This window comes from Pseudomonas sp. COW5 (assembly GCF_026240005.1).
Lineage (GTDB): Bacteria > Pseudomonadota > Gammaproteobacteria > Pseudomonadales > Pseudomonadaceae > Aquipseudomonas > Aquipseudomonas kribbensis.
Genome location: NZ_JAPHVP010000001.1, coordinates 6,334,494 through 6,357,882 on the forward strand (window position 1 = coordinate 6,334,494; position 23,389 = coordinate 6,357,882).

Consider the following 23,389-nt stretch of genomic DNA (forward strand, 5'->3'; position numbering starts at 1 on the left):
ATCCGATCCTGGGTGGAGTCTAATACCGAATGCGCTTTTGTCTGGAGGATGGTGTTCCGGCGTCTACCTCAACCGAGGATGCCGGCGCCCTTGAGCAATGCCTGCAAACCGACGGGCACCAGCGGTGACTGATCGGTGAAGCTTGAGGCGTCCTGCCAGCTCGCGGTAAACGGCGAACCGTCGCTTTCGTGACCGACAATCTGCGATTGCTCGTAGACCTGCGCGTCGTCAAAGCGGGCGTCATACACCTGAACCATTTCATGCCCCGGTTTGCCGTTGTAGACGAAGAGGCTTTCAAGTGTCCCGAGCAGGCGCAGATCTTTCATGGAAAGACCCAGTTCCTCCTGCACCTCGCGCACGATTGCCTCGCGACTGGTTTCACCAAACTCGATGCCACCGCCGATGGGCCGGTAGAAGGTTTGGTCTGCCACGGGATCGCGAAACCGGTTAACCAGAATCTTGCCGTTGTGCTGAAAGACACACAGTGCAAGTGCGCGAATACGCTGTTCGGCCATGGGGTGAAATCCGTTTGCTGGATGAAAGGCCCGGCATTAGATCACACGCCCCATGGAGGATGTGTCAGGTACGCGTCAGACCGGAGAGATCGTGGCCAGAACGCCGATCATGATGGTCAACACGAGAAAGCCGCCGAGGAAAAACGCCATCTTAGCCATGAAGGCCTCCTGAATACTGAATGTCCGGCGCACCGGGCGCTTCGGAATGAAGCGCGTCGCGTATGGCCGAACGGCAAGGGTATTTTGGGCCTATGGCTGAGACGGTTACAGATGCAGATTCAACCGGAAAAAGCGGATCAGATGGATTCGGCCCGCGCATGTGTCGATATTCAGAGCGGTACAGAGGGTTTCCATTGCCCCGCTTTGATCTAGAGTCATGGGCGCCGCGCAAAGAACAACAAAAAATAAAGGAGTGAAACCATGTCCGAACTGACCCTGCACCCCAACGCCGCCGAGTCCCTTAACCGCTGGCACGACATGATCCGTACCGGCGACCTGAAGGCCCTGCCCGACCTGCTCGATCCCAAAGCCGTGTTCCGCTCGCCGATGGCCCACACGCCTTACCCCGGCGCAGCGGTGGTCTCGATGATCCTCAACACCGTGTTCAACGTGTTCGAAGACTTCAAATACCACCGCGAACTGGCGACGGCGGATGGCTTGAACGTGGTGCTGGAATTCAGCGCGAAGGTCGGGGCGAAAGAGTTGAAAGGTATCGACATGATCCGCTTCGATGAACAGGGGAAGATTGTTGAATTTGAGGTGATGGTGCGACCGTTGAGCGGGTTGCAGGCACTGGGCGAGGAAATGGGCCGGCGGCTTGGGGCTTATCTGGCCAACGCCAAAGCCTGAAGTCCGGGCACAAAAAAGCCCACTGACCGTCACCGGTTCAGTGGGCTTCGTGTGTCAGGCGTCTGAATTACAGAGCCATGTCACGTGCAGCGCTTTCTTTCGGAGCCTGTGGCTTTTCAGCCGAAGCAGGTGCCGCCGCAGGTGCAGCCTGGCCAATCGCCGGAGGCGTTGGCAGTTGCAGGATCTTGGCGGTGTAAGCCCACTCTTCGGCCACTTTGGCCGGATCGTTGTTCAGCTGGGTGCCGTAGCTTGGAACGATCTGGTGCAGCTTGGCTTGCCACTCAGGGGTAGCGACCTTGTCCTTGAAGACTTTCTGCAGCACGCTCAGCATGATCGGTGCAGCGGTCGATGCGCCTGGGGATGCGCCCAGCAGACCGGCGATTGAGCCGTCTTTCGAAGCAACGATTTCGGTGCCCAGTTTCAGCACGCCGCCAGCGGCTTCATCACGCTTGATGATCTGCACGCGCTGGCCGGCTTGCCACAGGCGCCAGTCTTCGGCTTTCGCGTTCGGGAAGTATTCCTTCAGCGCGTTCATGCGGTCTTCATCCGACAGCATCAGTTGACCGGCCAGGTACTCGACCAGCGGGTATTCCTTGATGCCGACCTTGGTCATAGGCCAGATGTTGTGGGTGGTGGTGCTGGTGAGCAGGTCCAGGTACGAACCTTCCTTCAGGAACTTGGTGCTGAAGGTTGCGAACGGGCCAAACAGGATGACGCGCTTGCCGTCCAGGACACGGGTGTCCAGGTGCGGAACGGACATCGGCGGCGCGCCAACCGACGCTTTACCGTAGGCCTTGGCCAGGTGCTGCTCGGCGATGGCCGGGTTATCGGTCACCAGGAACGAGCCGCCTACCGGGAAGCCAGCGTATTCCTTGGCTTCTTCGATACCGGACTTCTGCAGCAGATGCAGGGCACCGCCGCCGGCGCCGATGAACACGAACTTGGCGTCGGTTTCAGTCTTGGTGCCGTCTTTCAGGTTCTTGTAGCTGACGCGCCAGGTGCCGTCGGCGTTCTTGGTGATGTCCTGTACTTCGCTCGACAGTTTCAGATCGAAGTTAGGCTTGGTCTGCAGGTAACCGGCGAACTGGCGGGTGATTTCGCCGAAGTTCATGTCGGTACCCAGCGGGCTCCAGGTGGCCGCGATTTTCTGGTTCGGGTCACGCCCTTCCATCATCAGCGGAACCCACTTCTTAATGACAGCCGGGTCTTCGGAGTACTGCATGCCGGCGAACAGCGGGCTCGCCTGCAGGGCTTCGTAGCGTTTTTTCAGGAACTTGATGTTGTCATCGCCCCACACGAAGCTCATGTGCGGAGTGGTGTTGATGAACGAGCGAGGGTTCTTCAGAACGCCTTGCTGAACCTGCCAGGCCCAGAACTGACGGGAAACCTGGAACGCTTCGTTGATCTCGACGGCTTTCGGGATCGTTACGTTGCCTTTGTCGTCTTCCGGGGTGTAGTTCAGCTCGGCCAGGGCGGAGTGACCGGTACCGGCGTTGTTCCAGCCGTTGGAGCTTTCCAGGGCGACGCCGTCGAGGCGCTCGACCATTTCCATCGACCAGCTCGGTTCCAGCTCATTGATCCACACACCCAGGGTGGTGCTCATGATGCCGCCGCCGATCAGCAGGACGTCGACTTTCTTTGCTTCTGCGGCATTGGCGGAAGACATCCCCATCGCCAAAGCCAGCCCCAGCAAGGCTGTGTTCACTTTTTTAAACATCTGTTGCACCTATGATAAAACGCCTTCCGCCCGCCGCTGTTGTGCGTATGCGTTCCCCTTTTTTCGCGACACTCAGGCCAGCGTCGCGGGTTCCGGCACACTTCAATTTTGACGGGTGGGCACACAAGGCCGACAGGCTGCGTCGACCTCAGTTATATGTCCCTTCTGAACTGACTTTTTATCATTATTGGCTTCAGCTACTTGAGCGACAGGGGTTCGGTCGGCCCGCCAAAAAGCGCGCCAGACTGAATTAGGTCAAACCAAGTGGCGCGAAGAATATCACGTCAGGGCAAACCCGCGCGTCTGTTCCCGACTTGATGGTCTTTATCCGCCCAGAGACTTATCGGCGGCCAATCGCCGAACATGACCCCGGCAATGCCTCTGGCTGAAGCCTTTCAGCGATTTGACTGCCCTTTCCCCGCTCGCCTGCGGCCTTGCACTTGTTACAAATGAGGTAGACGGCGCCCGCCTTACAACCGGAATCGATCCACCGACTGCGCCAGCCGCCCCGCCAGACTCGACAACTCGTCAGTCGTATTCGCCGTCTCGCCGATCACCTTGCTGTTGCCTTCCGACATGCCGGCGATCATTTCCACCTGATGGGCGATTTCGTTGCTGGCCTGGCTCTGTTCGCCGATGGTGCGGGTGATGTCGTTGACCAGTTGCGTGGTGTTCAGTGTGGCGTCGAGGATTTCGCGAATGGCGCGTTCGACATCGGCGGTGACGGCCATGCCCTTGTCGACCTGGGCCACGCCCGCCTCCATGCTGCTGACCGCTTCGCGGGTGCTGTTCTGGATGCGCGCGACCATCGCGGCGATTTCCTGGGTCGAGGCGCTGGTGCGGGCAGCCAGGCTGCGCACTTCATCGGCAACCACCGCAAACCCTCTGCCCTGTTCACCGGCCCGGGCCGCTTCGATGGCCGCATTGAGCGCCAGCAGATTGGTCTGGTCGGCGATGCTCTTGATCACCTGGATGATATTGAAGATGCCTTCGGACTCATGATCCAGGGTGCGGATCACCTGCGCCGACTGCTGGGCGGAGCGGGCGATGTCGTCCATATCGCTGACTACTTGATGAATCACCTGACCGCCGTTCTTGGCCAGTGACTCGGCCTGATTCGCCATGCTCAGGGCCCGCTCGGCATGGCGGGTGATTTCCTCGATGCTGGCGGTCATCTGGCTCGCGGCAGCGGCCATGGTGCCGGCAGCGGTGCTTTGTTGCTGGCTGCTGTCGGCCACCCGATGGCAGCCGTGGCTCAGTTGTTCGCTCATGCCGCTGACACCATGGGCATTGCGCCGCACCACGTCGATCATGTCCCGCAGATCCCGCTGCATGGTCGCCAGGGTGCGGATCAGCGTGCTGGCCTCGTCTTTTCCGGAAGGTTCGGCGATCGGTTCGCCGAGGTTGCCATGAGCGATGCTTTCGGCAATGCGACTGGCGGTTTTCAGCGGGCCGGTGATGCTCAGGATCACCCAGCGCCCCTGTACCAACAGCAGCAACAGACTGGCGATCAGCACGATGCCGAGGGCGACGTTGGCATTGCGGATCGCGGCTTCGGTGCCTTGGCTGGTCTGTCGGGTGTTGGTTTCAATCAACTCGCTCAGGGACGCCATCTGCTCTTCGAGCTGGCTGAACGCAGTGCTGAAGGTGCCAAGCTCCCGTTGCGCCGTGTCGGGATTGTCCAGCGCCAGCCCGACAATCCGTTCGCCCGCGTTGATGTAAGTGTCGAGACTTGGCTTGATCTGCTCCAGTGCAGACCGGATTGTGGTGTCGAGCGGCAGTTTCAGGTTCTCGCCCAGCACCTCGCGAAAATGCCCGGCGTGCTCTTCGACAGAACTGCGCACCTCGTCCGCCGTGCCGGTGCTTTTGCCCAGCCCCACCAACATGGCCGAGTAGACATCGGCGCGCAGGGCGTCGTGCATCATGTCGGCTTCCATGTGATTGCGCAGCGCGCTCATGCTCACCGCGTTGGCACTGACTGCCGACGCCATGCGCTGATTGCCGACATAACTGACCAGGCTCACGATCAGCGCCGTCAGCAGGCTGGTCGCGATCAGCAGCACCAAACGCAGTTTGATCGACACGGTGATTTCCTCCCTGGTCGCGCCGCACAGCGCTTTCAACGCTTCAGTTAAGCCTATTTCCGCGAACCCGCCGGGTTAGAGCGTCTCAAGGTATGTCGTCACATCCAGTAAAGAAGAATTCTGTGCGGCAGTTATCGGTTTGCAGCCCCGAGAACTTGTTCCGGCGCATGGAACTCCCGAGCCACGCCGCACCTCTCACATTATGTGGTACTTCCTTTTCGCTTTACGCTGCTGGAGGAACACCGTCATGCGTCGTTTATTACTCGTTTCGTCTCTTGTGCTCTGCCTGCCTTTTGGTTCGGCCTTCGCCCGCGTGGATGCGGGGGATGTCGCCACTTCGGCCGGTGTTTCCGCGTCGCTGTATTCCACCTTCAAGGATCACAAAATGGTGATTCCGGCCCGTGACGACCTGTCCGCATTCGTTGCCAGCGGCGGTGCCATCCGTGGCGCGTATCTGGAATCGGCGCTGCAACAGGTTCGTCAGGAAAACCCGGGCTTGAACGCCAGCGATGAAGAGCTGGCCAATGCGATCCTGGTCCACTACGAAGGCCTGTCGCAATAACAGCCGCACGCTCGACGACGGTGGCTGACGGATTTGCCACCTCTGCGTTCTGCCGATGGACGGCAGCCGGGCGACCATGGGCAAAACCGTCGAACGGCCTCTATGATGGAGGCCATGACGATTGCCGCCCCGCTTCGCTCCCCCTGCCCGCCCGGCGCCTGCATCTGCGGGCGCGATCCGTTGCTGGAAATGCCCGGTGCGGATCTGCGCATTCTCTTGCTCACGCGGCAGGAGGAAAAGCGCCTGCTCGAACGCCTGGAAAACCTGCACAGCCTGGCTGACCTCGAACGCCTGCAAAAGCGGATGTTCGAACAGTTGGGGATTCGCATGGCCATCGCGCCGGGCTTCAACGAAGTGCGGACCATGCGTGGCATTGCCATCGAAATCGATGAACTGCCGGGGATGTGTCGCAAGACTCGTCAGGCGATCCCGGCCGCCATTCGCCGCGGGCTGGAAAAACACCCGGAAATCGCCTTCGAACTGCTCAACGCCCACGACTTGCTGCGCGACGCCTGATCACGTATTCAATCCGACCCGTTTGCGCATCTCGGCGGTAATGCTCTGGCGGGTTTTCTTCATGTCCGCCCAGGGTTCATCGCCGACATCCGCCAGACGTTCGTGGACGTTACGAATATTCCACTGATTGCCGCCCTTGATCGCCTTCACTTCATCGGCAAACAACGGCACCGACACCGGCAGCCCTTCCCGAGTCCGCGCGGCGTAAGCACAAATCGTGGTGGCGCCGAGCCCGTTGCGCAGGTAATCGATGAAGATCCGCCCCACGCGATTCTTCGGTCCGGACACCGCGGAGAACCGCTCCGGCAACTGTTTGGCCATGTGACTGACGATCGCATGGCTGAAATCCTTGACCTCGTCCCAACTGTGCTTGCGAATCAGCGGCACCACCAGATGAATGCCCTTGCCGCCGCTGGTCTTGAGGAATGCCCGCAAACCGAGTTCATCCAGCACGGTCAGGGTCAGGGCGGTGGCTTCGACCATGCTTTTCCAGGGCAGCGCCGGATCCGGGTCGAGGTCGAGAACGAAGCGGTCGGGTTTTTCCAGATCCACCGTGGTGGCATTCCAGGTGTGCAGTTCGACGGTGCTCATCTGCACCGCACCGATCAGCGACTCGGCGTTGTTGATCAGCATCATCGGTTGGCCGGTCAGTTCTTTGTCCAGCGTGCGGATGCCGGGAATCGCCAGGTGTTCGGCGTTTTTCTGGAAGAACAATTCGCCAGCGATACCATCCGGGGCCCGCACCAGCGCCACGGGGCGATCCTTGAGCTGCGGCAGGATCCATTCGGCGACGCTGGCGTAATACTCGGCCAGTTGCCTCTTGGTGGTGCCGCTGCTGGCGTCGATCACCCGGTCCGGGTGAGTGATGCGCACCTTGCCGTCGGCCAGGCCGGCTTGGGACGGCGCGGTAGCTTGAGCCTTTAAAGTCTTCATGGGTTTGGCGCGCTCCTCGGTGATGTCCTTGGCCGGTTTGTCATCGCGCAGACCATGGAACACGGCATGGCGCACCGAACCTTCCCGGGTCATTTCGGCAAACGCCACCTCCGCCAGCAGGTTCGGTTTGAGCCAGTGCACACCCTTGGCCTCGAAACCACTGGGCGGGTTGGCCAGCGCAGTCTTTTTCGCCCGCAACGGTTTCAGCCGGGCAAGCACTGTTTTCAGGGTGGCCTCGTTGAAGCCCGTGCCGACCTTGCCGGCATAACGCAACTCGCCGCTGTCGCGATCGTGCAGACCCAGCAACAAAGCACCAAAGGCACTGCGTGATCCCTTCGGATCGGTGTAACCGACGATCACGAATTCCTGGCGATGCTTGCACTTGAGCTTGATCCAGTCGCTGCTGCGCCGCGACACGTAGGGCGAGCCGAGACGTTTGCCGATCAAGCCTTCCATTTGCATCTGGCAGGCGCTGTTGAGCAAGGCCTCCGGGGTTTCGTCGAAGGCTTCGGAGAATCGCAGCAACGGACTCTTGTGCGCCTTCAATATCGTGGACAGCGCCACGCGCCGCTCTTCCACCGAGACTTCGCGCAGGTCGACACCGTTGAGGTAAGGCAGGTCGAACAGGTAATAAAGGATGTCGCTGCTGCGGCTGTCGTCGAAGGCGTTCTGCAGCGCCTGAAAGTCCGGAATGCCGTTTTCGTTGGCGACCACCATTTCACCGTCAAGCCACGCCGACTCCAGCCCCAGCGCTGCAAGTGCCTGGGCCTGCTCCGGCAGTTTGTGCGTCCAGTCATGGCCGTTACGGGTGAATAACTGCACGTCGTCATGATCGATGCGCGCCATGATCCGGTAGCCATCGAACTTGATTTCGTAGCTCCAGTCACCGGCCGGAGCACTGTCCAACAACGTGGCCAATTGCGGTTTCAACTGTGCGGGGATTCGCGCCTTGTGCGCACCGACAAGCTTGCCCGAGGCGGGTTTGCGCGCGGGCTGTTTCAGCGGTTTGACCTGTCTGGCGTCGAGCTTCGGTTTGTCGACGAGGGTGCGCTCGCTGAGCACGCTGTCCGGCTCGGCGACCAGCACGTCGTAATCGGTTTGCGGCCGGGCGGCGCTGTCCTGATGCTTGATCAGAAACCATTGTTCCTGTTTGCCCGGCATGTGGGTGCGCACCAGATTCCACACCCCGCTTAGCTTCTCGCCCTGCAGCTCGAACTTGAGCTTGCCTTTGGCATAGGCCTTCTGCGGATCCTCCAGCGGAATCCACACGCCGCGATCCCAGACGATGACATCTCCTGCGCCGTAATGCCCCTCGGGTATATGGCCTTCGAAGGTCGCGTAATCCAGCGGATGGTCCTCGACATGTACTGCCAGGCGCTTGACCTTGGGATCCAGCGACGGCCCCTTGGGCACCGCCCAGCTCTTGAGCGCGCCGTCCAGCTCCAGGCGAAAGTCGTAATGCAGGTGCGAGGCGTCATGCTTCTGGATGCAGAACTGCAGCGCGTGATCGGTGCCAGCCTTTTTGCCCCGACGCTTGACCGCTGCCGGTTCCGAGGTCGCCGAGAAGTCGCGCATGCGGTTGTAGTCGTCGAGGTTCCTGTTCATGGCGGCTCCGGCTGCAGTCTGGTGCTGTTATGCAGAAGAGCGACGCCTGCCCGGAAAAATTCAATCGACATAAAAAAGCCCCGGACGGATGGAAACGTCCGGGGCCCGGGTGTTGAGGTGTTTCAAGCGGTGCCTTTGGCCTGTTGTTCCAGATGCACCTGCAATTCGGGATCGATCTGCAAGGCCGCCGCCAGTTCATCGAGGTAATTGCGTTCGGCATCCTGTTGGTCGTCCACCAGCATCACACTGGCGATGTACATTTCGGCGGCTACCGCCGGATCGTTGTTCGCCGCTTGCGCGACTTCGCGGGCATCGAGGGGTTTGGCGACTTCGGCGTCCAGCCATTGCTGCAGGTTGGGGTCGTCGGTGTGGCGGCCGATTTCGCTGCCGATCAGCTGTTTCTCCGACTCGTCGATCCGCCCGTCGGCCTTGGCCGCCGCGATCAGTGCGCGCAATACCGCGTGGCTGTGCTCCTCGACCTGCGGGCCGGCCAGCAGATCCGCCGTCTGTGGTGTCTGTTGCGGCGCGGCCGACGCCTGACTGCGTTGCCAGGCCTGATAGGCCTGGAACGCCATCATCCCCAGCGAGGCCAGGGCTGCGTAGTTGGTCCCGCCGGAACGACTTTGCGTTCCACCGCCAAGCGCCCCGCCACCCAAACCGCCGCCACCGAGCAACCCTCCGAGCAGCCCGCCCAGACCACCGAGTCCGCCGGCAGGCGCACCGCCGCCGCTGGTGCCACCGCCACCGAGCAGGCCTCCCAGCAAACCGCCGAGCCCGCCCAGGCCATCGCCGGCCGAGGCGCCACTTTGTTGTCCCGCCGAGGCCTGGCCTCGCAGCAGTTGTTCGAGCAGATCACTGGTGTTCATGACGTCATCCTCAGGCAAAGGCGTTACTGCGTCAGGCAACGATAGACCTGCGCACGGGTTGTGCCAGCACCGTTTGGCTGACGCTGCTGCGGGGAAGCGATTTCGGCGTCGAAAAATTTTCCCGGCCAGCTAAGATTCATGAAGGATGAACCTTATCCCGGCCCGACCGGTCGATAGCTGCAAACCCGACCCGGTTGGCCGCCACCCTTGTTGCTCAAGTGTGATTCCCGGCTTGCTTCACTTTCTGGAGAACGCCCCTGTGATATCGACCGTCCACATTGCCAGGCTCAAGGCCTGGGGCGCCCATGGTTTCACCGCGACCGGCGTGGTCACCGCCTTCCTCGCCACCCTCGCCCTGCTGGAAAACCAGCCGACCCACTGCCTGATGTGGCTAGGCGTGGCGCTGATCGTCGACGGCCTCGACGGAGCGCTGGCGCGCAAGGTCAACGTGCAGTCGGTGCTGCCGAGTTTCGACGGATCGATCCTCGATCTGGTGATCGATTACCTGACCTACGTGTTCATTCCGGCGCTGTTCATCTATCGCTACATTCCCCTGCCCGACTACACCCTGCTGCTGACGGTGTCGCTGATTCTGGTGTCGTCGCTGTTCTGCTTCTGCAACGTCAACATGAAGAGCAAGGACAACTACTTCGTCGGTTTCCCCGCCGCGTGGAACGTGGTCGCGCTGTGCCTGTACATCATCGCCCCGGGGCCGTGGATCACCTTCCTGACCGTGATCGGTCTCGCGCTGCTGACCATCACCCGGATGAAATTCCTGCACCCGTTCCGCGTGCGCCGGTTCATGCCGATCAATATTGCGGTGACGGCGATCTGGCTGTTGTGCAGCCTGTCGCTGGTGCTCAACCACCCGGTCATTAACCCGCTGGTGATGGGTTTGTGGTTGCTGGCGTCGGCGTATTTCCTCGGCATCTGCATCTGGCGCACGGCGCTGGAGTGGTTTGACAGTGCCCATCTGAAGTAGAAGAACCTGTGGGAGCGAGCTTGCTCGCGAATGCTGTGTGTCAGTCAACAAACATGTTGAATGTCAGTCTGCATTCGCGAGCAAGATCACTCCCACATGGGTTTGCGCTCAACGCTTGGTTATTACCACCTCCAGATACTCGCTCGGCACCACCATCGAATCCGGCCCAGCCCGGTTCAGCCCGTCGATCAGTTGCGTCAGATCCCCTTCCAATGCCTGCCCGCTCTCCGGCGGCAGCGCCGCGAACGCCTTGTGCACCGGCCCGTACCAGTGGCGAAAGATGTCGATGAAGTGTGCCGCCGAGCGATAACGGAAATTGAAGTGGCGGCGAGTCACTTGCATCAGGAACTGACGCTCATCGAAGTGCGAATGCAGCCAGGCTTCCGCGCCCCAGTTCGATTGCGGCTGTGCGCCGGCCGGCGGTGGCAAATGGCGACCGAGGGTCTTGAACATCTGGCCGACGAAGCCTTCCGGTGTCCAGTTGGCCAGGCCGATCCGCCCGCCACGGCGGCAGACCCGGGCCAGTTCCTGCGCAGCCTTGGCCTGATCCGGGGCGAACATCACCCCGAAAGTCGACAGCACCGCATCAAAACTGGCGTCGGCAAACGGCAGCGCTTCGGCATCGGCCACTTGAAAAGTCACGTCCAGATGTTCGGCCCGCGCCCGGTCCTGGCCACGCTCCAGCAACGCCGCGACATAATCGGTGGACAACACCCGACAACCTCGACGCGCCGCCGCCAGCGTGGCATTGCCATTGCCGGCAGCGACGTCCAGCACTTCTTCATCGCAACGTAAATCGCAGGCTTCGGCGAGATTCTCCCCGACGATCTGCAAGGTGGTGCCAATCACGGCATAGTCGCCGCTGGCCCACGCGACTTTCTGGCGTTCCTTGAGGGCATTGAGATCGATGGGGGTGCTCATCAACAGGTGCTCCAAGACAGGCTGGATCGGGCGTCACTCGGCGGTGGTCGGGTCGATGACACTCATCACCCGGGACACGCTGTTGGCCGGGAACCCACCCAGCCGCGCATGCTCGCGCACCAGTTCCTCATCAGGGGCGATGTACACGCAGTAGATCTTGTCGGCGGTGACGTAACTCTGCAGCCACTGCACCTGCGGCCCGAGTTCGCGCAACACTTGGCAGGATGTTTGCGATACCGCCTTGAGTTCTTGCTCCGACAGGTTTCCGGCCCCTGGAATCTCGCGTTCAATCACGAATTTCGGCATGGCAACCTCGCTTTCTTTTTATCAGTGACAGGGCGGATACAACCCTGCTCTTTCACTATCGTCCCGAGACTGTGCGCCGTCCCTGCCAATCGTCTGGAGAGCCCCGTAAACCGGGACTTCGCCGATGAGTGGCGGGATTTTGTAAAGCGCTCGAAACAGATTCCGTGCAAACGAAAACGACCCGGAGCATTCACCTCCGGGCCGTCGTCGATCAGGCTCATGCGGAAGGCGCTTTCGCCTCCTTGAGCAACTGCTGAATCATCTGCTCCTGAGCTTCGTAGCGGCCCTCACCAAAGTGGGTGTAACGCACCTGGCCCTTGGCATCGATCAGGTAATGCGCCGGCCAGTACTGATTGTCGAAGTTGCGCCAGATCGCGTAGTTGTTGTCGATGGCCACCGGGTAGGTGATGCCGAGTTTCTTCACCTGATCCTTGACGTTGTCGATGATCCGCTCGTAGCCGTATTCCGGGGTGTGCACGCCGATCACCACGAGGCCATCCTTGCCGTACTTCTTCTCCCACTCTTTCACGTACGGCAGCGTGTGCTGGCAGTTGATGCAGTCATAGGTCCAGAAGTCCACCAGCACCACTTTGCCGCGCAGGGATTCAGCGTTCAGCTCCGGTGAGTTCAGCCATTGCACCGCGCCGGCCAGCGACGGCATCGCGCCTTTGCCTTGCTCGTCCGAGGTCGAATCCGCCCGCACTTTGCTGATGAAGTAGTCGATCACTTTCGGCGCGTTTTCCAACACGTTTTTCTCGACACTGGCGACGCCCTCGGACGATGTACCGGCCAGCAGGGTTCGATCGGCACCGGTGGAAATCACCACCGCCGCCGCCAGCACGGCGACACCTGCGCCACGACGGAACCAGCCCGTGAACGGGATCGACGGTTTCAGCCGGTTGACCAGGCCGCGACCAGCGAAAATCAGTGTTCCCAGCGACAGCGCACTGCCCGCACCGTAGGCCAGCAGCAACAGGCTGGTCTGGGCACTGGCACCTTGCAGCATCGCACCGGTAAGGATCACACCAAGGATCGGACCGGCACACGGTGCCCACAACAGACCGGTGGCCACCCCGATCATCACCGACCCCATGGGGCCAGCCTTCTTGCGGGTGTCCGGATCCAGGCGATTGCCGAGTAACACGAACGGCCGCGCCAGCCAGTCACCGATGCGGGCAGAAATCAGCGACAGCGCAAACAGCACCATCACGATGAGCGCGATGTGTCGACCGGTGTTGTTGGCCTGGATCACCCACTCGCTGCTGACCACCGCAAGGCTGGAGATCAGGGCGAACGTCAGGGCCATGCCGCCGAGGGTCAGCAGGATCGAAGAGCGCGTGCGGTCGGCGCCGGCAAACAGAAACGGCACCACCGGCAGGATGCAGGGGCTGAGGACAGTCAACAGACCGCCCAGGAAAGCGATAAGGAACATGAGGTTCACCTCTTGAAGGATGGGCGGTCTGCCGATAAAAGAGGTGTCTGCCGTTCACCGGCAGACACGCACGGAGGCTCAGGCGTTCTGGCTGTCCAGCCATTGGCTTTGTGGTGTGCGACTGGCGCCGTTTTCGGCGACCATCTGTCCCTGCGGCGTATGGCTGGAGCCGTCTGCCGCGACCATCTGCCCTTGCGGCGTGTGGCTGGCGCCGTCGGCGGCGATCAAGGCATCACTGCCCTGTTTCGCTACCGGGCTCAGCTGGAAGCAGGTGCTGCCGGCGCAGCTGCTCTGCTCCACGGCGCTGTTGGCGTGAGCCGCGACACCGGCAAAAGAGAAGGCAATGGCGGTCAAGAAACGCGATACGTTGTTCATGGCAATCTTCCTTTTAGTCAGCGGGTGGCGGATCAGTTCTGGTTGTCGCAGCCGTCGGCGAATTTGCTGTAGTCGAGCACGCGGGTCTGACCGGCCGAATCGAGGTAGGTCATGCGGGCGTCGACGATGCCGCAGGTCATCGATTTGTCTTCTTTCATCGAGATCACTTTCTGGATATCCAGATGGGTGCCGTAGGTGTAGGTTTGCGGGGCAACGGCTTCGGCGCGGGCCGACAGGGTGCAGATGTTCAGGGCAGCGAACAGGCAAGCGGCGATTACGGATTTGTTAGTCATGGCGTTTTCCTCAGGGCTTCAATGGGTAGATCGGTTGATTGAGCCGAGGCGCTGTGGTGTGCCTCGATGGAGCTCATTTAAAGCTCGCGAGGTATCCCGTCTGTGTCGGAAAACGGCCGGTATAAATCGCTACGTATCTCGCCCGCCGGGGGATACACAGCGATACAAAACCCTGAAAAAATCCTGATTTTGCGTCCACATGTATCCGTCGTTGCGGCAGATACACTGCAATACAAAGGCAGGCAGGCGAGCCCGCGCGGGCTCTATAGACTGCGAGACATTCCCCCACTTGATAGAGGTTTGGCTCCATGGATCATGTCGATCACATTCTCATCGTCGATGACGACCGCGAGATTCGCGAACTGGTTGGCAATTACCTGAAAAAGAACGGCCTGCGCACCACGGTGGTCGCCGATGGCCGGCAGATGCGCAGTTTTCTGGAAGCCAACACCGTCGACCTGATCGTGCTCGACATCATGATGCCCGGCGATGACGGCCTGCTGCTGTGCCGCGAATTGCGCGCCGGCAAACACAAGGCCACGCCGGTCTTGATGCTCACCGCGCGCAACGATGAGACCGACCGCATCATCGGCCTTGAAATGGGCGCCGACGACTACCTGACCAAGCCTTTCGCCGCCCGCGAGCTGCTGGCGCGAATCAACGCCGTGCTGCGTCGCACGCGCATGCTGCCGCCCAATCTGGTGGTGACTGAAAGCGGTCGCTTGCTGGCCTTCGGTCGCTGGCAGCTCGATACTTCGGCCCGGCATCTGCTGGACACCGACGGCACCATGGTTGCCTTGAGCGGCGCGGAGTACCGCTTGCTGCGAGTGTTCCTCGATCATCCGCAACGGGTGCTGAGCCGCGATCAACTGCTCAACCTGACCCAGGGCCGTGACGCCGACCTGTTCGACCGCTCCATCGACCTGCTGGTCAGTCGTCTGCGCCAGCGTCTGCTCGACGACGCCCGCGAACCGGCCTACATCAAGACCGTGCGTAGCGAGGGTTATGTGTTCTCGCTGCCGGTGGAAATCCTCGGAGCCCCGGCATGAAGGTTGCACTGCACTGGCCGCGCACCCTCGCCTCGCGGTTGTCGCTGATTTTTCTGATCGGCCTGATCCTCGCTCAAGCCCTGTCGTTCGGCGCGCAGTATTACGAGCGCTACGAAAGCGCGAAGAACACCATGCTCGGCAACCTGGAAACCGACGTTTCGACCTCGATTGCGATCCTCGACCGCCTGCCGGCCGACGAACGTGCGCAGTGGCTCGAACGTCTGGCCCGGCCCAACTACGGCTACCTGCTCAGCGAGGGCGAACCGGGTACACCAATCGGTGCCGGCGAAGTACCGATCGCGGTCACCTCGATCACCGACGCCATCGGCGAAGCCTATCCGCTGACCTTCACCGACATTCCGGGGCCGAAAAAGCACTTTCAGGGCCACTTGCGCCTGAGCGACGGCAGCCCGGTGACCATTGACGTGCGCCCGTCGATGGTGCCGCTGTCGCCTTGGCTGCCGGTGGTGCTGCTGGGGCAACTGGCGTTGATGATTGCCTGCACCTGGCTGGCGGTGCGCATCGCCATCCGTCCCCTCACCCGTCTGGCCAACGCGGTGGAAACCCTTGATCCCAACGCCCACCCGATCAATCTGGATGAACAGGGTCCGAACGAAGTGGCCTACGCCGCCCGTGCGTTCAACACCATGCAGGCGCGGATCGCCGCGTATCTGAAAGAACGCATGCAGTTGCTGGCAGCGATTTCCCACGATCTGCAAACCCCGATCACCCGGATGAAACTGCGGGCGGAGTTCATGGACGATTCGGCGGAAAAGGACAAGCTGTGGAACGACCTCGGCGAGATGGAGCATCTGGTGCGTGAAGGCGTGGCCTATGCGCGCAGCATCCACGGTTCGACCGAAGAAAGCCGGCGCACCAACCTCGATTCGTTCCTCGACAGCCTGGTGTTTGACTACCAGGACATGGGCAAGGAGGTGCAATTGAGCGGCAAGAGTGAAGCGGTCATCGACACCCGCCCCCATGCCCTGCGCCGGGTGCTGGTCAACCTGACCGATAACGCACTGAAGTTTGCCGGCGCTGCCGAGCTGTTGATTCAACGGGACAAGACCGGCCTGTCGATCAAGGTGATGGATCGCGGACCGGGCATCGCCGAAGAAGAATTGGCACAGGTAATGGAGCCGTTCTACCGCGTGGAAAACTCGCGCAACCGCAGCACCGGCGGCACAGGCCTCGGTCTGGCGATTGCCCAGCAACTGGCGATGGCACTGGGTGGTTCGCTGAATCTGAGCAACCGTGAAGGTGGCGGATTGTGTGCTGAACTCAAGTTGCCGCTTCAGGCCTGAGACAAACAAAAAGCCCCGGGGAGCCATCGTGCTCCCCGGGGCTTTTTTGTTGGTGGGATCAGTTGATTCCGATCACACCGTCCTCATGCATCTGCTGCAACAACGCCAACCCGCTGTCCATGAACGACGCAGTTCCCGGCAACCCAGCCTCCATCGCCAGCCCTTCCAGTTGTTCACGACCGTTCAGCAACGGAAACTCCCCAACCCGCTGCAGCAACCGCCACGCCAACGGACTCAGCTCGGAAAACTTCACACTGAAATCCGCCGCACGCCGCACCAGCAACAGGGTTGGCTGGGCGGGTAGCGTTGACGGCTGATATTCAGGGCTGAGGATCTGCACCGGCCACGCATACGCCAATGGCCACGCCAGCGCCGAAACCTGCAGTGGCCGCTCCAGCAGCAATGCGGGATCACTTGCCGGCAGCGGTTCGGCGTCGGACTGCTGCAACACCATTTCCACCCACTCGTAATGCGCCAGCTCCACCAGAAACGCCGGCCACTCTCCCGTGCTCAACACGGCGGGCTCCGAGGCGAGGTAACCGACGAACTCTTCGGCAATCTCACCGAATTTCGGCGTCTGCGCGCGGTAGTCCCGCAGAAAGCCGCGAATCAATGTGCGCCAGCGCTCCTGACCGATGATCCGGATCAGCACCGGAAAGGTCCCGCCCAGCAGTTGCGAGACATTGTTGAACACCAGGTCGCGATAGACATTGACCCGTGCCGCATTCATGTTGGCCGGGGGCGTCTGGTTCTCGGGGTCGCGCAGATAGCGCGTCAGCGCCAGTTGTTGCTGCTCAAGGTTATCCACGCTGGCCTCCCTGGTTCTGCAAGCGGCGAATGGTCTGCAACTCCGCCACCAACTCGGAGAACGCCGGGAAGTTGAAGTCACGTTCGAGCAAGGTCGGCTGTGCGCCAAAGCGTGCGTAGGCCTCTGCCAGCAGCGACCAGACCACCGGTTTCACCGAAGCGCCGTGGGTGTCGATTTTCAGCGTGTCGGACTCATCGAAGTGCCCCGCCACATGCATCCCTACCACCCGGCCCGGCTCGATCCGGGCCAGAAACGTCTGCGGGTCGAAACCGTGGTTGATCGAGTTGACGTAGACGTTGTTGACGTCCAGCAGCAGGTCGCAATCGGCCTCGCGCAGTACGGCGTTGGTGAAGGTCACCTCGTGCATGTCCTGCCGGGGAGCGGCGTAATAGGAAACGTTTTCCACTGCCAGGCGCCGGCCGAGAATGTCCTGGGCCTGACGGATCCGCTCGGCGACGTGGTGCACCGCCTCTTCGGTGAACGGCAGCGGCAGCAGGTCATAGAGGTGACCGTCGTCGCTGCAATAGCTCAAGTGTTCGCTGTACAGCGGCACGTTGTAATGATCGAGAAACACCCGGACTTCCCGAAGGAAATCGACGTCCAGCGGCGCCGACCCGCCGAGCGACAACGACAGGCCATGGCAGGACAACGGATAGCGCTCGGCCAGTTCGCGCAGTGCGGCACCGTGGGCACCGCCGACGCCGATCCAGTTTTCCGGGGCAACTTCGAGAAAGTCGAAATCGCCGGTGCGGGCGGCTTGAAGATCTTTCATCAGGCCGCGACGCAGGCCAAGCCCGACGCTGGCCTGTAAGGTGGGGTGGGGAATCTGCATGGGCAAGACCTCTGCAAAGGAGCCGCCGACAGTGGCGGCCGAGAGGTCCAGTTAAACCGGAGGGTGTATCGCTGCTGTGTGGGCGCTGCGCGGGAAATGGCGGTTTTTGTATCGGCGACGAGCCTGTACACAATGGGATACAGAGCCGCTGCCGCTGCCCTCTTCCTGAACGGCATGCCTACTACCGAACAGGCGACGTTCGAAGCTCGCCCCGGTTCCTGACAGGCCGAAGAGTTCAGAGCTTCCGGATGACACCTACAGATGCCGACGAAATTGCCTACCTTCGCAAGAGAATCAGCTGATTGAATTATTATTTTTGACAGATTAGAGAAACCAAAAAAAAGCCCGCATCAGCCAAAACTGACACGGGCTTTTCCCCACATCAACGACCGTTACTTCAGGTCGTCAAAGTGGTCTCGCAGGAACTCGTAAAAGCGAAACGCTTTCAACAATCTCCATACGAGGCTCAACGTACGCAACAAAAGCTTCATACGTTTTGGCCTCCAAGGTTGGGGGCCAAACCTCCAGCGCACTTACCGGATCACGCGTGCCTTCGGAAGAACACGCCAGTACTTCCGGTGAGGCGGCCGGTTGAAATCCCTCCGAACCATCATTCCGGCACGGATGCAAAACCGTGTCAGAGGGCGTGAAACCGTTAGGCCACCAGCCGAACCCTACCGCTGCACCTGGGTGTGAGCGCGAGCATGTTAACCTGTAATCGCAGGTCGTAAGTTTCGGCCCAGTGATTCTCAAATGAAAAAAGCGCATCTTTTGTAAAGCGTTATTTCTGTCAGCATTGCTCTCCGACATCAGGTACTGAAATCACTGCCGAGTGATCTCTAATACACCTACTCATGGCGGGTAAAAATTACATTGCAAGGATAGGAAAAGCTCAATAACATGCCCCCACGCCAGTGCTTCCGGTGAGACGCACTAAGCCTCAGCCGCAATCTGAGGCTTGCTAAAAAACCGCCCGCAAGGCGGTTTTTTTTCACCCGTCGTTTGCTCCTGGCGGGCATGGGCCGGTGCTCTGTCCTGGCTCAAAAAGCGAAATCGCCCTGAGTTGCATTGTTTCGCACCGGACAGGAACCGTCGGCGGAAAATGCGGGAGCCCACGCTAAAGTGGGAGAACGCACCATCGCGATACAAGGCTCGAAAATCACGCAGCCCACTCCCGCCAGCACCAACACCGACTAGACTCAATCATTACCCAGTCGAGGGGGACGCAGGACAGCAGTGTCGCCCTGCCCGTTTCCACGACCACCGCCCGGTGGTGAATGCCTCGACCCCCATCACCACCGGACTGTGATCCTTGACAGGAGCACATGACATGGACGAGGCCAGACTCAACGAGTTCATGGGCAAACTGGTCAACGACATGGGCGGCGCGGCGATGCTGGCCAATGTCATCGTCGGCGAAGAACTTGGCTTGTATAAGGCCATGGCCGACAGCCAGCCGATCTCCCCGGAAACCCTCGCCGAAAAAACCGCCTGCAACACCCGACTGGTGCGCGAATGGCTCAGCGCCCACGCGGCGTCCGGCTACATGGAACACCTGGACGGCAAATTCCGCCTGCCGGAAGAACAGGCCATGGCTCTGGCCAAGGAAGATTCGCCGGTCTATGTGGCCGGCGGGCTGGGCGTGGTGGCGTCGTTTTTCCACGACAAGGACAAGCTGGTCAAAGCCATGCGCGGCAATGGCGCCCTGCCCTGGGGTGATCACCATCCGTGCATGTTCACTGGCACCGAGCGGTTCTTCCGCCCTGGTTACAAAGGGCATCTGATCGCCGAATGGCTGCCGGCGCTGGACGGCGTGGTGGCCAAACTCGAAGAAGGAGCCAAGGTTGCCGATGTCGGATGCGGTCATGGCGCCTCCACGGTGATCATGGCCCAGGCCTATCCCAACTCGCGTTTCGTCGGATTCGACTACCACGCACCTTCGGTCACTGTTGCCACCCAGCGGGCTGAAGAAGGCGGCGTCAGCAGCCGCGCGAAGTTTTTCCAGGGCACGGCGAAAAGCTTTCCCGGCGACGACTACGACCTGATCTGCTACTTCGACTGCCTGCACGACATGGGCGATCCGGTCGGTGCGGCCCGGCATGCCTACGATTGCCTGAAGGACGACGGCACGGTGCTGTTGGTCGAACCCTTTGCCAACGACACGCTGGACGACAACATCAACCCGGTCGGACGGCTGTTCTATGCTGCGTCGACGTTCATCTGCACGCCGAACTCACTGTCCCAGGAAGTGGGCCTGGGGCTTGGCGCGCAAGCCGGCGAGATGCGTTTGCGCAAAGTGTTCAGTGAAGCCGGATTCAAGCAGTTCCGGCGGGCAACGCAGACGCCGTTCAACCTGATTCTGGAGGCACGCAAGTAAACGTTGTTACCGGGCGCCTCCATAAGAGGCGCCCGGCAGTGCTAACCTGCAAGGCACTCACAGCCTGCGGAGCGCTGACCATGCTCGACCGCCCCCTCCACGAACACCTCGATTATCTGCAACAGGCCATGGCCGACGGCGATTTCGTGGTGCTGACCGGCGCCGGCATCAGCACGCCGTCCGGCATCCCCGACTACCGCGACACCAACGGCGTACGCCGTGGCCGGCAGCCGATGATGTATCAGGAATTTCTGTCGGCGCCCGAGTCGCGCCGTCGCTACTGGGCCCGGGCGATGCTCGGCTGGCCACGCGTACGCCAGGCGCAGCCGAATGCAGCTCACGAGGCACTGGCCAGCCTGCAAAGCCACGGCCGGATCGGTGGCCTGATCACCCAAAATGTCGATACCTTGCACGATCAGGCCGGCAGCCACGACGTCATCGAACTGCACGGCAGTCTGCATCGGGTGCTGTGTCTGGATTGCGGTTTGCGCAGCGAGCGGGATTCGATTCAGCAACTGATGGAGACGCAGAATCCATATCTGGCAGGTGTCGATGCGGTGCAGGCGCCGGACGGCGATACCCTGCTCGACCCGGCTTTCGAGGCGCGTTTTCAGGTGCCGCATTGTCCGCATTGCGAAGGCGAACGGATGAAACCGGACGTGGTGTTTTTTGGCGAGAACGTGGCGCAACCGACGGCAGCTCGGGCTATGGAGCTGGCGGAAAATGCCGCCGGGATGCTGGTGGTTGGTTCGTCGTTGATGGCGTATTCGGCGTTTCGCCTGTGCCGAGTGATTGCGGATCGGGGCAAGCCGCTGATTGCGATCAATCTGGGGAAGACCCGGGCGGATGAGTTGCTGGATTTGAAGATCGAGGCGTCTTGTGAGGCGTTGTTGCCGCTGTTGGCTCAGGCGATGAATGATTGATGCTGTGCGGGAGAGAGATGTCTGGCTTGAGATCCAACCCCCTCACCCTAGCCCTCTCCCAAGGGAGAGGGGACCGACCGCGTCGCACTTTCGAGGTACATCGACCTGAGTTACCGAGTCGAACTCAAGAGTTGATGAACCTGAATCCATAATCGACTCGGTCGTGCAGGTCGATGTACTAAGCAGCACAACTCGGTCGGCTCCCTCTCCCTCCGGGCGGTCCGACGTTTCGGGAGGGCCGGGCGGGCGGCGTTCCGATGAGGGGGATGGATTTCAGAGATGCCCCAAATCCTCAGCCTTGAGAATGTCAAAAAGCGCCTGCGCCGCCGCCGACAATTCATTCCCGGAGTCAGTCAATACGCCAATCGCCCGCTCCACCACCGGCTCATGCAGGGTCAGACACCGCGCCCCCAGTTCGCGCATCTGCTCGGCGCACAATGCCGGCACTGCACTGACGCCCAGTCCGCTGGCAACCATCCGCCCGACCGTCGCCAGTTGATGGCTTTCGAATTCCACCGGCAGCTTCATGCCCCGGGCCTGCAGGTGTTCCTCAAGCATCACCCGCACCGTGGATGGGCGTTGCAGGGTGATGAACGGTTCCTGCAGCAAGGTCTGCCAATCGATGTCGGTGCGCCGGGCAAGCGGCGAATCCTGTGGCACTACCGCGACGAAGCGGTCCTTATAAAGAGGTGTGAAGGTCAGCGAAGTGTTCTGCATCGGCTCGAACGCCACGCCAAGTTCGACCTGACGATCGCGGACCATTTCCAGTACTTGCTCGTTGATAACGTCGTTGACCGTCACGTTGACGTTCGGATAACGCGCGCGGAAGGTCTTGAGAATCGGCGGCAGCAGGTTGCCGGCAAACGACGGCATCGCCGCCAGCGTCACCCGACCGCGTTGCAGGCTGAAGCGCTGGCGCATTTCGTCTTCGGCATTGTCCCAGTCGGCGATCAGGCGCCGGGCCAGCGGCAGCAGCGATTCGCCTTCCGGGGTCAGTGCCACGTTGCGCGTGTTACGGCTGAACAGGCGCCCGCCCAGTCCCTCTTCCAGCGCCTTGATGGTCAGGCTCAGCGCAGACTGCGACAGGTGCAGGCGCTCGCAGGCCACGGCGAAACTCAGGCTCTGGGCCACGGCGAGAAAGGCGCGGATCTGCTTGATGGTCATGAACGCTATGCTTCCGTATCAGAATCTTGATCGCTCCCACGTCGAGGCGTCGAACCGTCTGCGTGGTAACGCAGCCCGTGACGCTCCGCGTCACTGGGACGCGGAGCGTCCCCGGAGGCATTCCCACGCGGAGCATGGGAACGATCAACGAGGCCAACTATTGAGCTTTATCAATCAATCAACCTTAAAAATCAACTTAACAAATATATCCACCAGCGAGACACTCCAGTCATTCGGCTAGCCAGCCGCCCGACAAACAATAAAAGAGGTGCATATGGCAGGTTTCGACAAGCGCGTGTATTCCTACGAGGAAGCCATGGCGGGCCTTGAAAACGGCATGACCGTGATCGCCGGTGGCTTCGGCCTGTGCGGCATTCCGGAAAACCTGATCGCCGAGATCAAGCGCAAGGGCACCCGCGACCTCACCGTCGTCTCCAACAACTGCGGCGTCGATGGTTTCGGCCTCGGCGTGCTGCTGACCGACCGCCAGATCCGCAAAGTGGTCGCCTCCTACGTCGGCGAAAACAAACTGTTCGAAGAGCAACTGCTCAAGGGCGACATCGAGGTCGTCCTGACCCCGCAAGGCACCCTCGCCGAAAAAATGCGCGCAGGCGGTGCCGGCATTCCGGCGTTCTTCACCGCCACCGGCGTCGGTACCCCGGTCGCCGAAGGCAAGGAAGTGCGTGAATTCCACGGTCGCAGGTACCTGATGGAAGAATCCATCACCGGCGACTTCGCCATCGTCAAAGGCTGGAAAGCCGACCACTTCGGCAACGTCATCTACCGCCACACCGCCCAGAACTTCAACCCGCTGGCCGCCACCGCCGGCAAGATCACCGTGGTCGAAGTCGAAGAAATCGTCGAACCCGGCGAACTGGATCCGTCGCAGATCCACACCCCCGGCATCTACGTCGACCGGGTCATTTGCGGCACGTTCGAAAAACGCATCGAACAACGCACCATCCGCAAATAATCC

Annotated in this window: 22 protein-coding genes; 9 read left to right on the forward strand and 13 right to left on the reverse strand. The window is 60.9% G+C overall.

From position 1 onward, the window contains the following. Positions 1-68: 68 nt before the first annotated feature. Positions 69-515 (reverse strand): NUDIX hydrolase, encoded by a 447-nt coding sequence (locus tag OQ248_RS28730; RefSeq protein ID WP_265814999.1) that lies wholly within the window; start codon positions 513-515, stop codon positions 69-71. A gap of 420 nt (positions 516-935) precedes the next feature. Here OQ248_RS28730 and OQ248_RS28735 point away from each other — a divergent pair, with 420 nt between their 5' ends. Next, positions 936-1,364 (forward strand): nuclear transport factor 2 family protein, encoded by a 429-nt coding sequence (locus tag OQ248_RS28735; protein WP_265815000.1) that lies wholly within the window; start codon positions 936-938, stop codon positions 1,362-1,364. A 67-nt stretch (positions 1,365-1,431) separates the two neighbouring features. Here the strand turns inward: OQ248_RS28735 and mqo are convergent, their stop codons facing one another. Both mqo and OQ248_RS28745 read right to left on the reverse strand, forming a co-directional pair. Further along, positions 1,432-3,081 (reverse strand): malate dehydrogenase (quinone), encoded by a 1,650-nt coding sequence (gene mqo / locus OQ248_RS28740; RefSeq protein WP_085708677.1) that lies wholly within the window; start codon positions 3,079-3,081, stop codon positions 1,432-1,434. 470 nt (positions 3,082-3,551) lie between these two features. After that, a complete protein-coding gene (locus OQ248_RS28745; protein WP_265815002.1) occupies positions 3,552-5,165 on the reverse strand; it encodes a methyl-accepting chemotaxis protein in 1,614 nt (537 codons plus the stop codon). Positions 5,166-5,412: 247 nt separating this feature from the next. Between OQ248_RS28745 and OQ248_RS28750 the strand changes: the two genes are divergently transcribed. Together OQ248_RS28750 and OQ248_RS28755 are read left to right on the forward strand one after the other, a co-directional pair. Then, positions 5,413-5,727: a DUF2388 domain-containing protein gene (locus OQ248_RS28750; RefSeq protein WP_114882220.1), complete on the forward strand. Its 315-nt coding sequence runs from the start codon at positions 5,413-5,415 to the stop codon at positions 5,725-5,727. 114 nt (positions 5,728-5,841) lie between these two features. Then, positions 5,842-6,243, forward strand: a complete 402-nt coding sequence (locus tag OQ248_RS28755; protein ID WP_265815003.1) for a hypothetical protein — start codon at positions 5,842-5,844, stop codon at positions 6,241-6,243. Here the strand turns inward: OQ248_RS28755 and ligD are convergent, their stop codons facing one another. Beyond that, positions 6,244-8,781: a DNA ligase D gene (gene ligD, locus OQ248_RS28760; protein WP_265815004.1), complete on the reverse strand. Its 2,538-nt coding sequence runs from the start codon at positions 8,779-8,781 to the stop codon at positions 6,244-6,246. It abuts the gene before it with no gap. A gap of 122 nt (positions 8,782-8,903) precedes the next feature. Then, positions 8,904-9,647, reverse strand: a complete 744-nt coding sequence (locus tag OQ248_RS28765; protein ID WP_265815005.1) for a tellurite resistance TerB family protein — start codon at positions 9,645-9,647, stop codon at positions 8,904-8,906. 259 nt (positions 9,648-9,906) lie between these two features. Between OQ248_RS28765 and pcsA the strand changes: the two genes are divergently transcribed. Continuing rightward, positions 9,907-10,629 carry a phosphatidylcholine synthase gene (gene pcsA / locus OQ248_RS28770; RefSeq protein ID WP_085708683.1) on the forward strand — a complete coding sequence of 241 codons (723 nt, stop codon included), beginning with the start codon at positions 9,907-9,909 and terminating at the stop codon, positions 10,627-10,629. A 108-nt stretch (positions 10,630-10,737) separates the two neighbouring features. Here pcsA and OQ248_RS28775 read toward each other — a convergent pair whose 3' ends face one another. The 5 genes from OQ248_RS28775 to OQ248_RS28795 all read right to left on the reverse strand — a co-directional run bounded on the left by OQ248_RS28775 (position 10,738) and on the right by OQ248_RS28795 (position 13,956). Then, positions 10,738-11,550 carry a class I SAM-dependent methyltransferase gene (locus OQ248_RS28775; RefSeq protein WP_265815006.1) on the reverse strand — a complete coding sequence of 271 codons (813 nt, stop codon included), beginning with the start codon at positions 11,548-11,550 and terminating at the stop codon, positions 10,738-10,740. Between the two features lie 33 nt (positions 11,551-11,583). After that, the gene (locus OQ248_RS28780; protein WP_085708685.1) at positions 11,584-11,856 is read right to left on the reverse strand and encodes a DUF4242 domain-containing protein; all 273 of its coding nucleotides are present in this window, start codon (positions 11,854-11,856) and stop codon (positions 11,584-11,586) included. Positions 11,857-12,073: 217 nt separating this feature from the next. After that, positions 12,074-13,288, reverse strand: coding sequence for a cytochrome c biogenesis protein DipZ (locus OQ248_RS28785; RefSeq protein WP_265815007.1), 1,215 nt, complete (start codon positions 13,286-13,288; stop codon positions 12,074-12,076). Between the two features lie 78 nt (positions 13,289-13,366). After that, positions 13,367-13,663, reverse strand: a complete 297-nt coding sequence (locus OQ248_RS28790; protein ID WP_085708688.1) for a hypothetical protein — start codon at positions 13,661-13,663, stop codon at positions 13,367-13,369. Between the two features lie 32 nt (positions 13,664-13,695). After that, complete coding sequence (locus tag OQ248_RS28795) at positions 13,696-13,956, reverse strand: DUF2790 domain-containing protein (protein ID WP_085708689.1); 261 nt, start codon at positions 13,954-13,956, stop codon at positions 13,696-13,698. Positions 13,957-14,264: 308 nt separating this feature from the next. On the opposite strand from OQ248_RS28795, the gene OQ248_RS28800 reads away from it, so the two are divergent. Further along, positions 14,265-15,005, forward strand: a complete 741-nt coding sequence (locus OQ248_RS28800; RefSeq protein WP_085708690.1) for a response regulator — start codon at positions 14,265-14,267, stop codon at positions 15,003-15,005. After that, positions 15,002-16,309: a HAMP domain-containing sensor histidine kinase gene (locus OQ248_RS28805; protein WP_265815008.1), complete on the forward strand. Its 1,308-nt coding sequence runs from the start codon at positions 15,002-15,004 to the stop codon at positions 16,307-16,309. Before OQ248_RS28800 ends, OQ248_RS28805 begins: the two co-directional genes overlap by 4 nt. 58 nt (positions 16,310-16,367) lie before the next feature. Here the strand turns inward: OQ248_RS28805 and OQ248_RS28810 are convergent, their stop codons facing one another. Beyond that, positions 16,368-17,117: a putative DNA-binding domain-containing protein gene (locus OQ248_RS28810; protein WP_265815009.1), complete on the reverse strand. Its 750-nt coding sequence runs from the start codon at positions 17,115-17,117 to the stop codon at positions 16,368-16,370. Beyond that, positions 17,110-17,949 (reverse strand): DUF692 domain-containing protein, encoded by an 840-nt coding sequence (locus OQ248_RS28815; protein ID WP_265815010.1) that lies wholly within the window; start codon positions 17,947-17,949, stop codon positions 17,110-17,112. The genes OQ248_RS28810 and OQ248_RS28815 overlap by 8 nt, the downstream gene beginning before the upstream one ends. A gap of 1,330 nt (positions 17,950-19,279) precedes the next feature. On the opposite strand from OQ248_RS28815, the gene OQ248_RS28820 reads away from it, so the two are divergent. Beyond that, on the forward strand, positions 19,280-20,326 hold the full coding sequence (locus OQ248_RS28820) for a class I SAM-dependent methyltransferase (protein ID WP_265815011.1): 1,047 nt from the start codon (positions 19,280-19,282) through the stop codon (positions 20,324-20,326). 80 nt (positions 20,327-20,406) lie between these two features. Next, the gene (locus OQ248_RS28825; RefSeq protein ID WP_265815012.1) at positions 20,407-21,249 is read left to right on the forward strand and encodes an NAD-dependent protein deacetylase; all 843 of its coding nucleotides are present in this window, start codon (positions 20,407-20,409) and stop codon (positions 21,247-21,249) included. 273 nt (positions 21,250-21,522) lie between these two features. On the opposite strand, the gene OQ248_RS28830 is transcribed toward OQ248_RS28825, so the two are convergent. Continuing rightward, positions 21,523-22,413: a LysR family transcriptional regulator gene (locus OQ248_RS28830; protein ID WP_265815013.1), complete on the reverse strand. Its 891-nt coding sequence runs from the start codon at positions 22,411-22,413 to the stop codon at positions 21,523-21,525. A gap of 274 nt (positions 22,414-22,687) precedes the next feature. On the opposite strand from OQ248_RS28830, the gene OQ248_RS28835 reads away from it, so the two are divergent. After that, on the forward strand, positions 22,688-23,386 hold the full coding sequence (locus OQ248_RS28835) for a CoA transferase subunit A (protein WP_265815014.1): 699 nt from the start codon (positions 22,688-22,690) through the stop codon (positions 23,384-23,386). Positions 23,387-23,389: the final 3 nt, after the last annotated feature.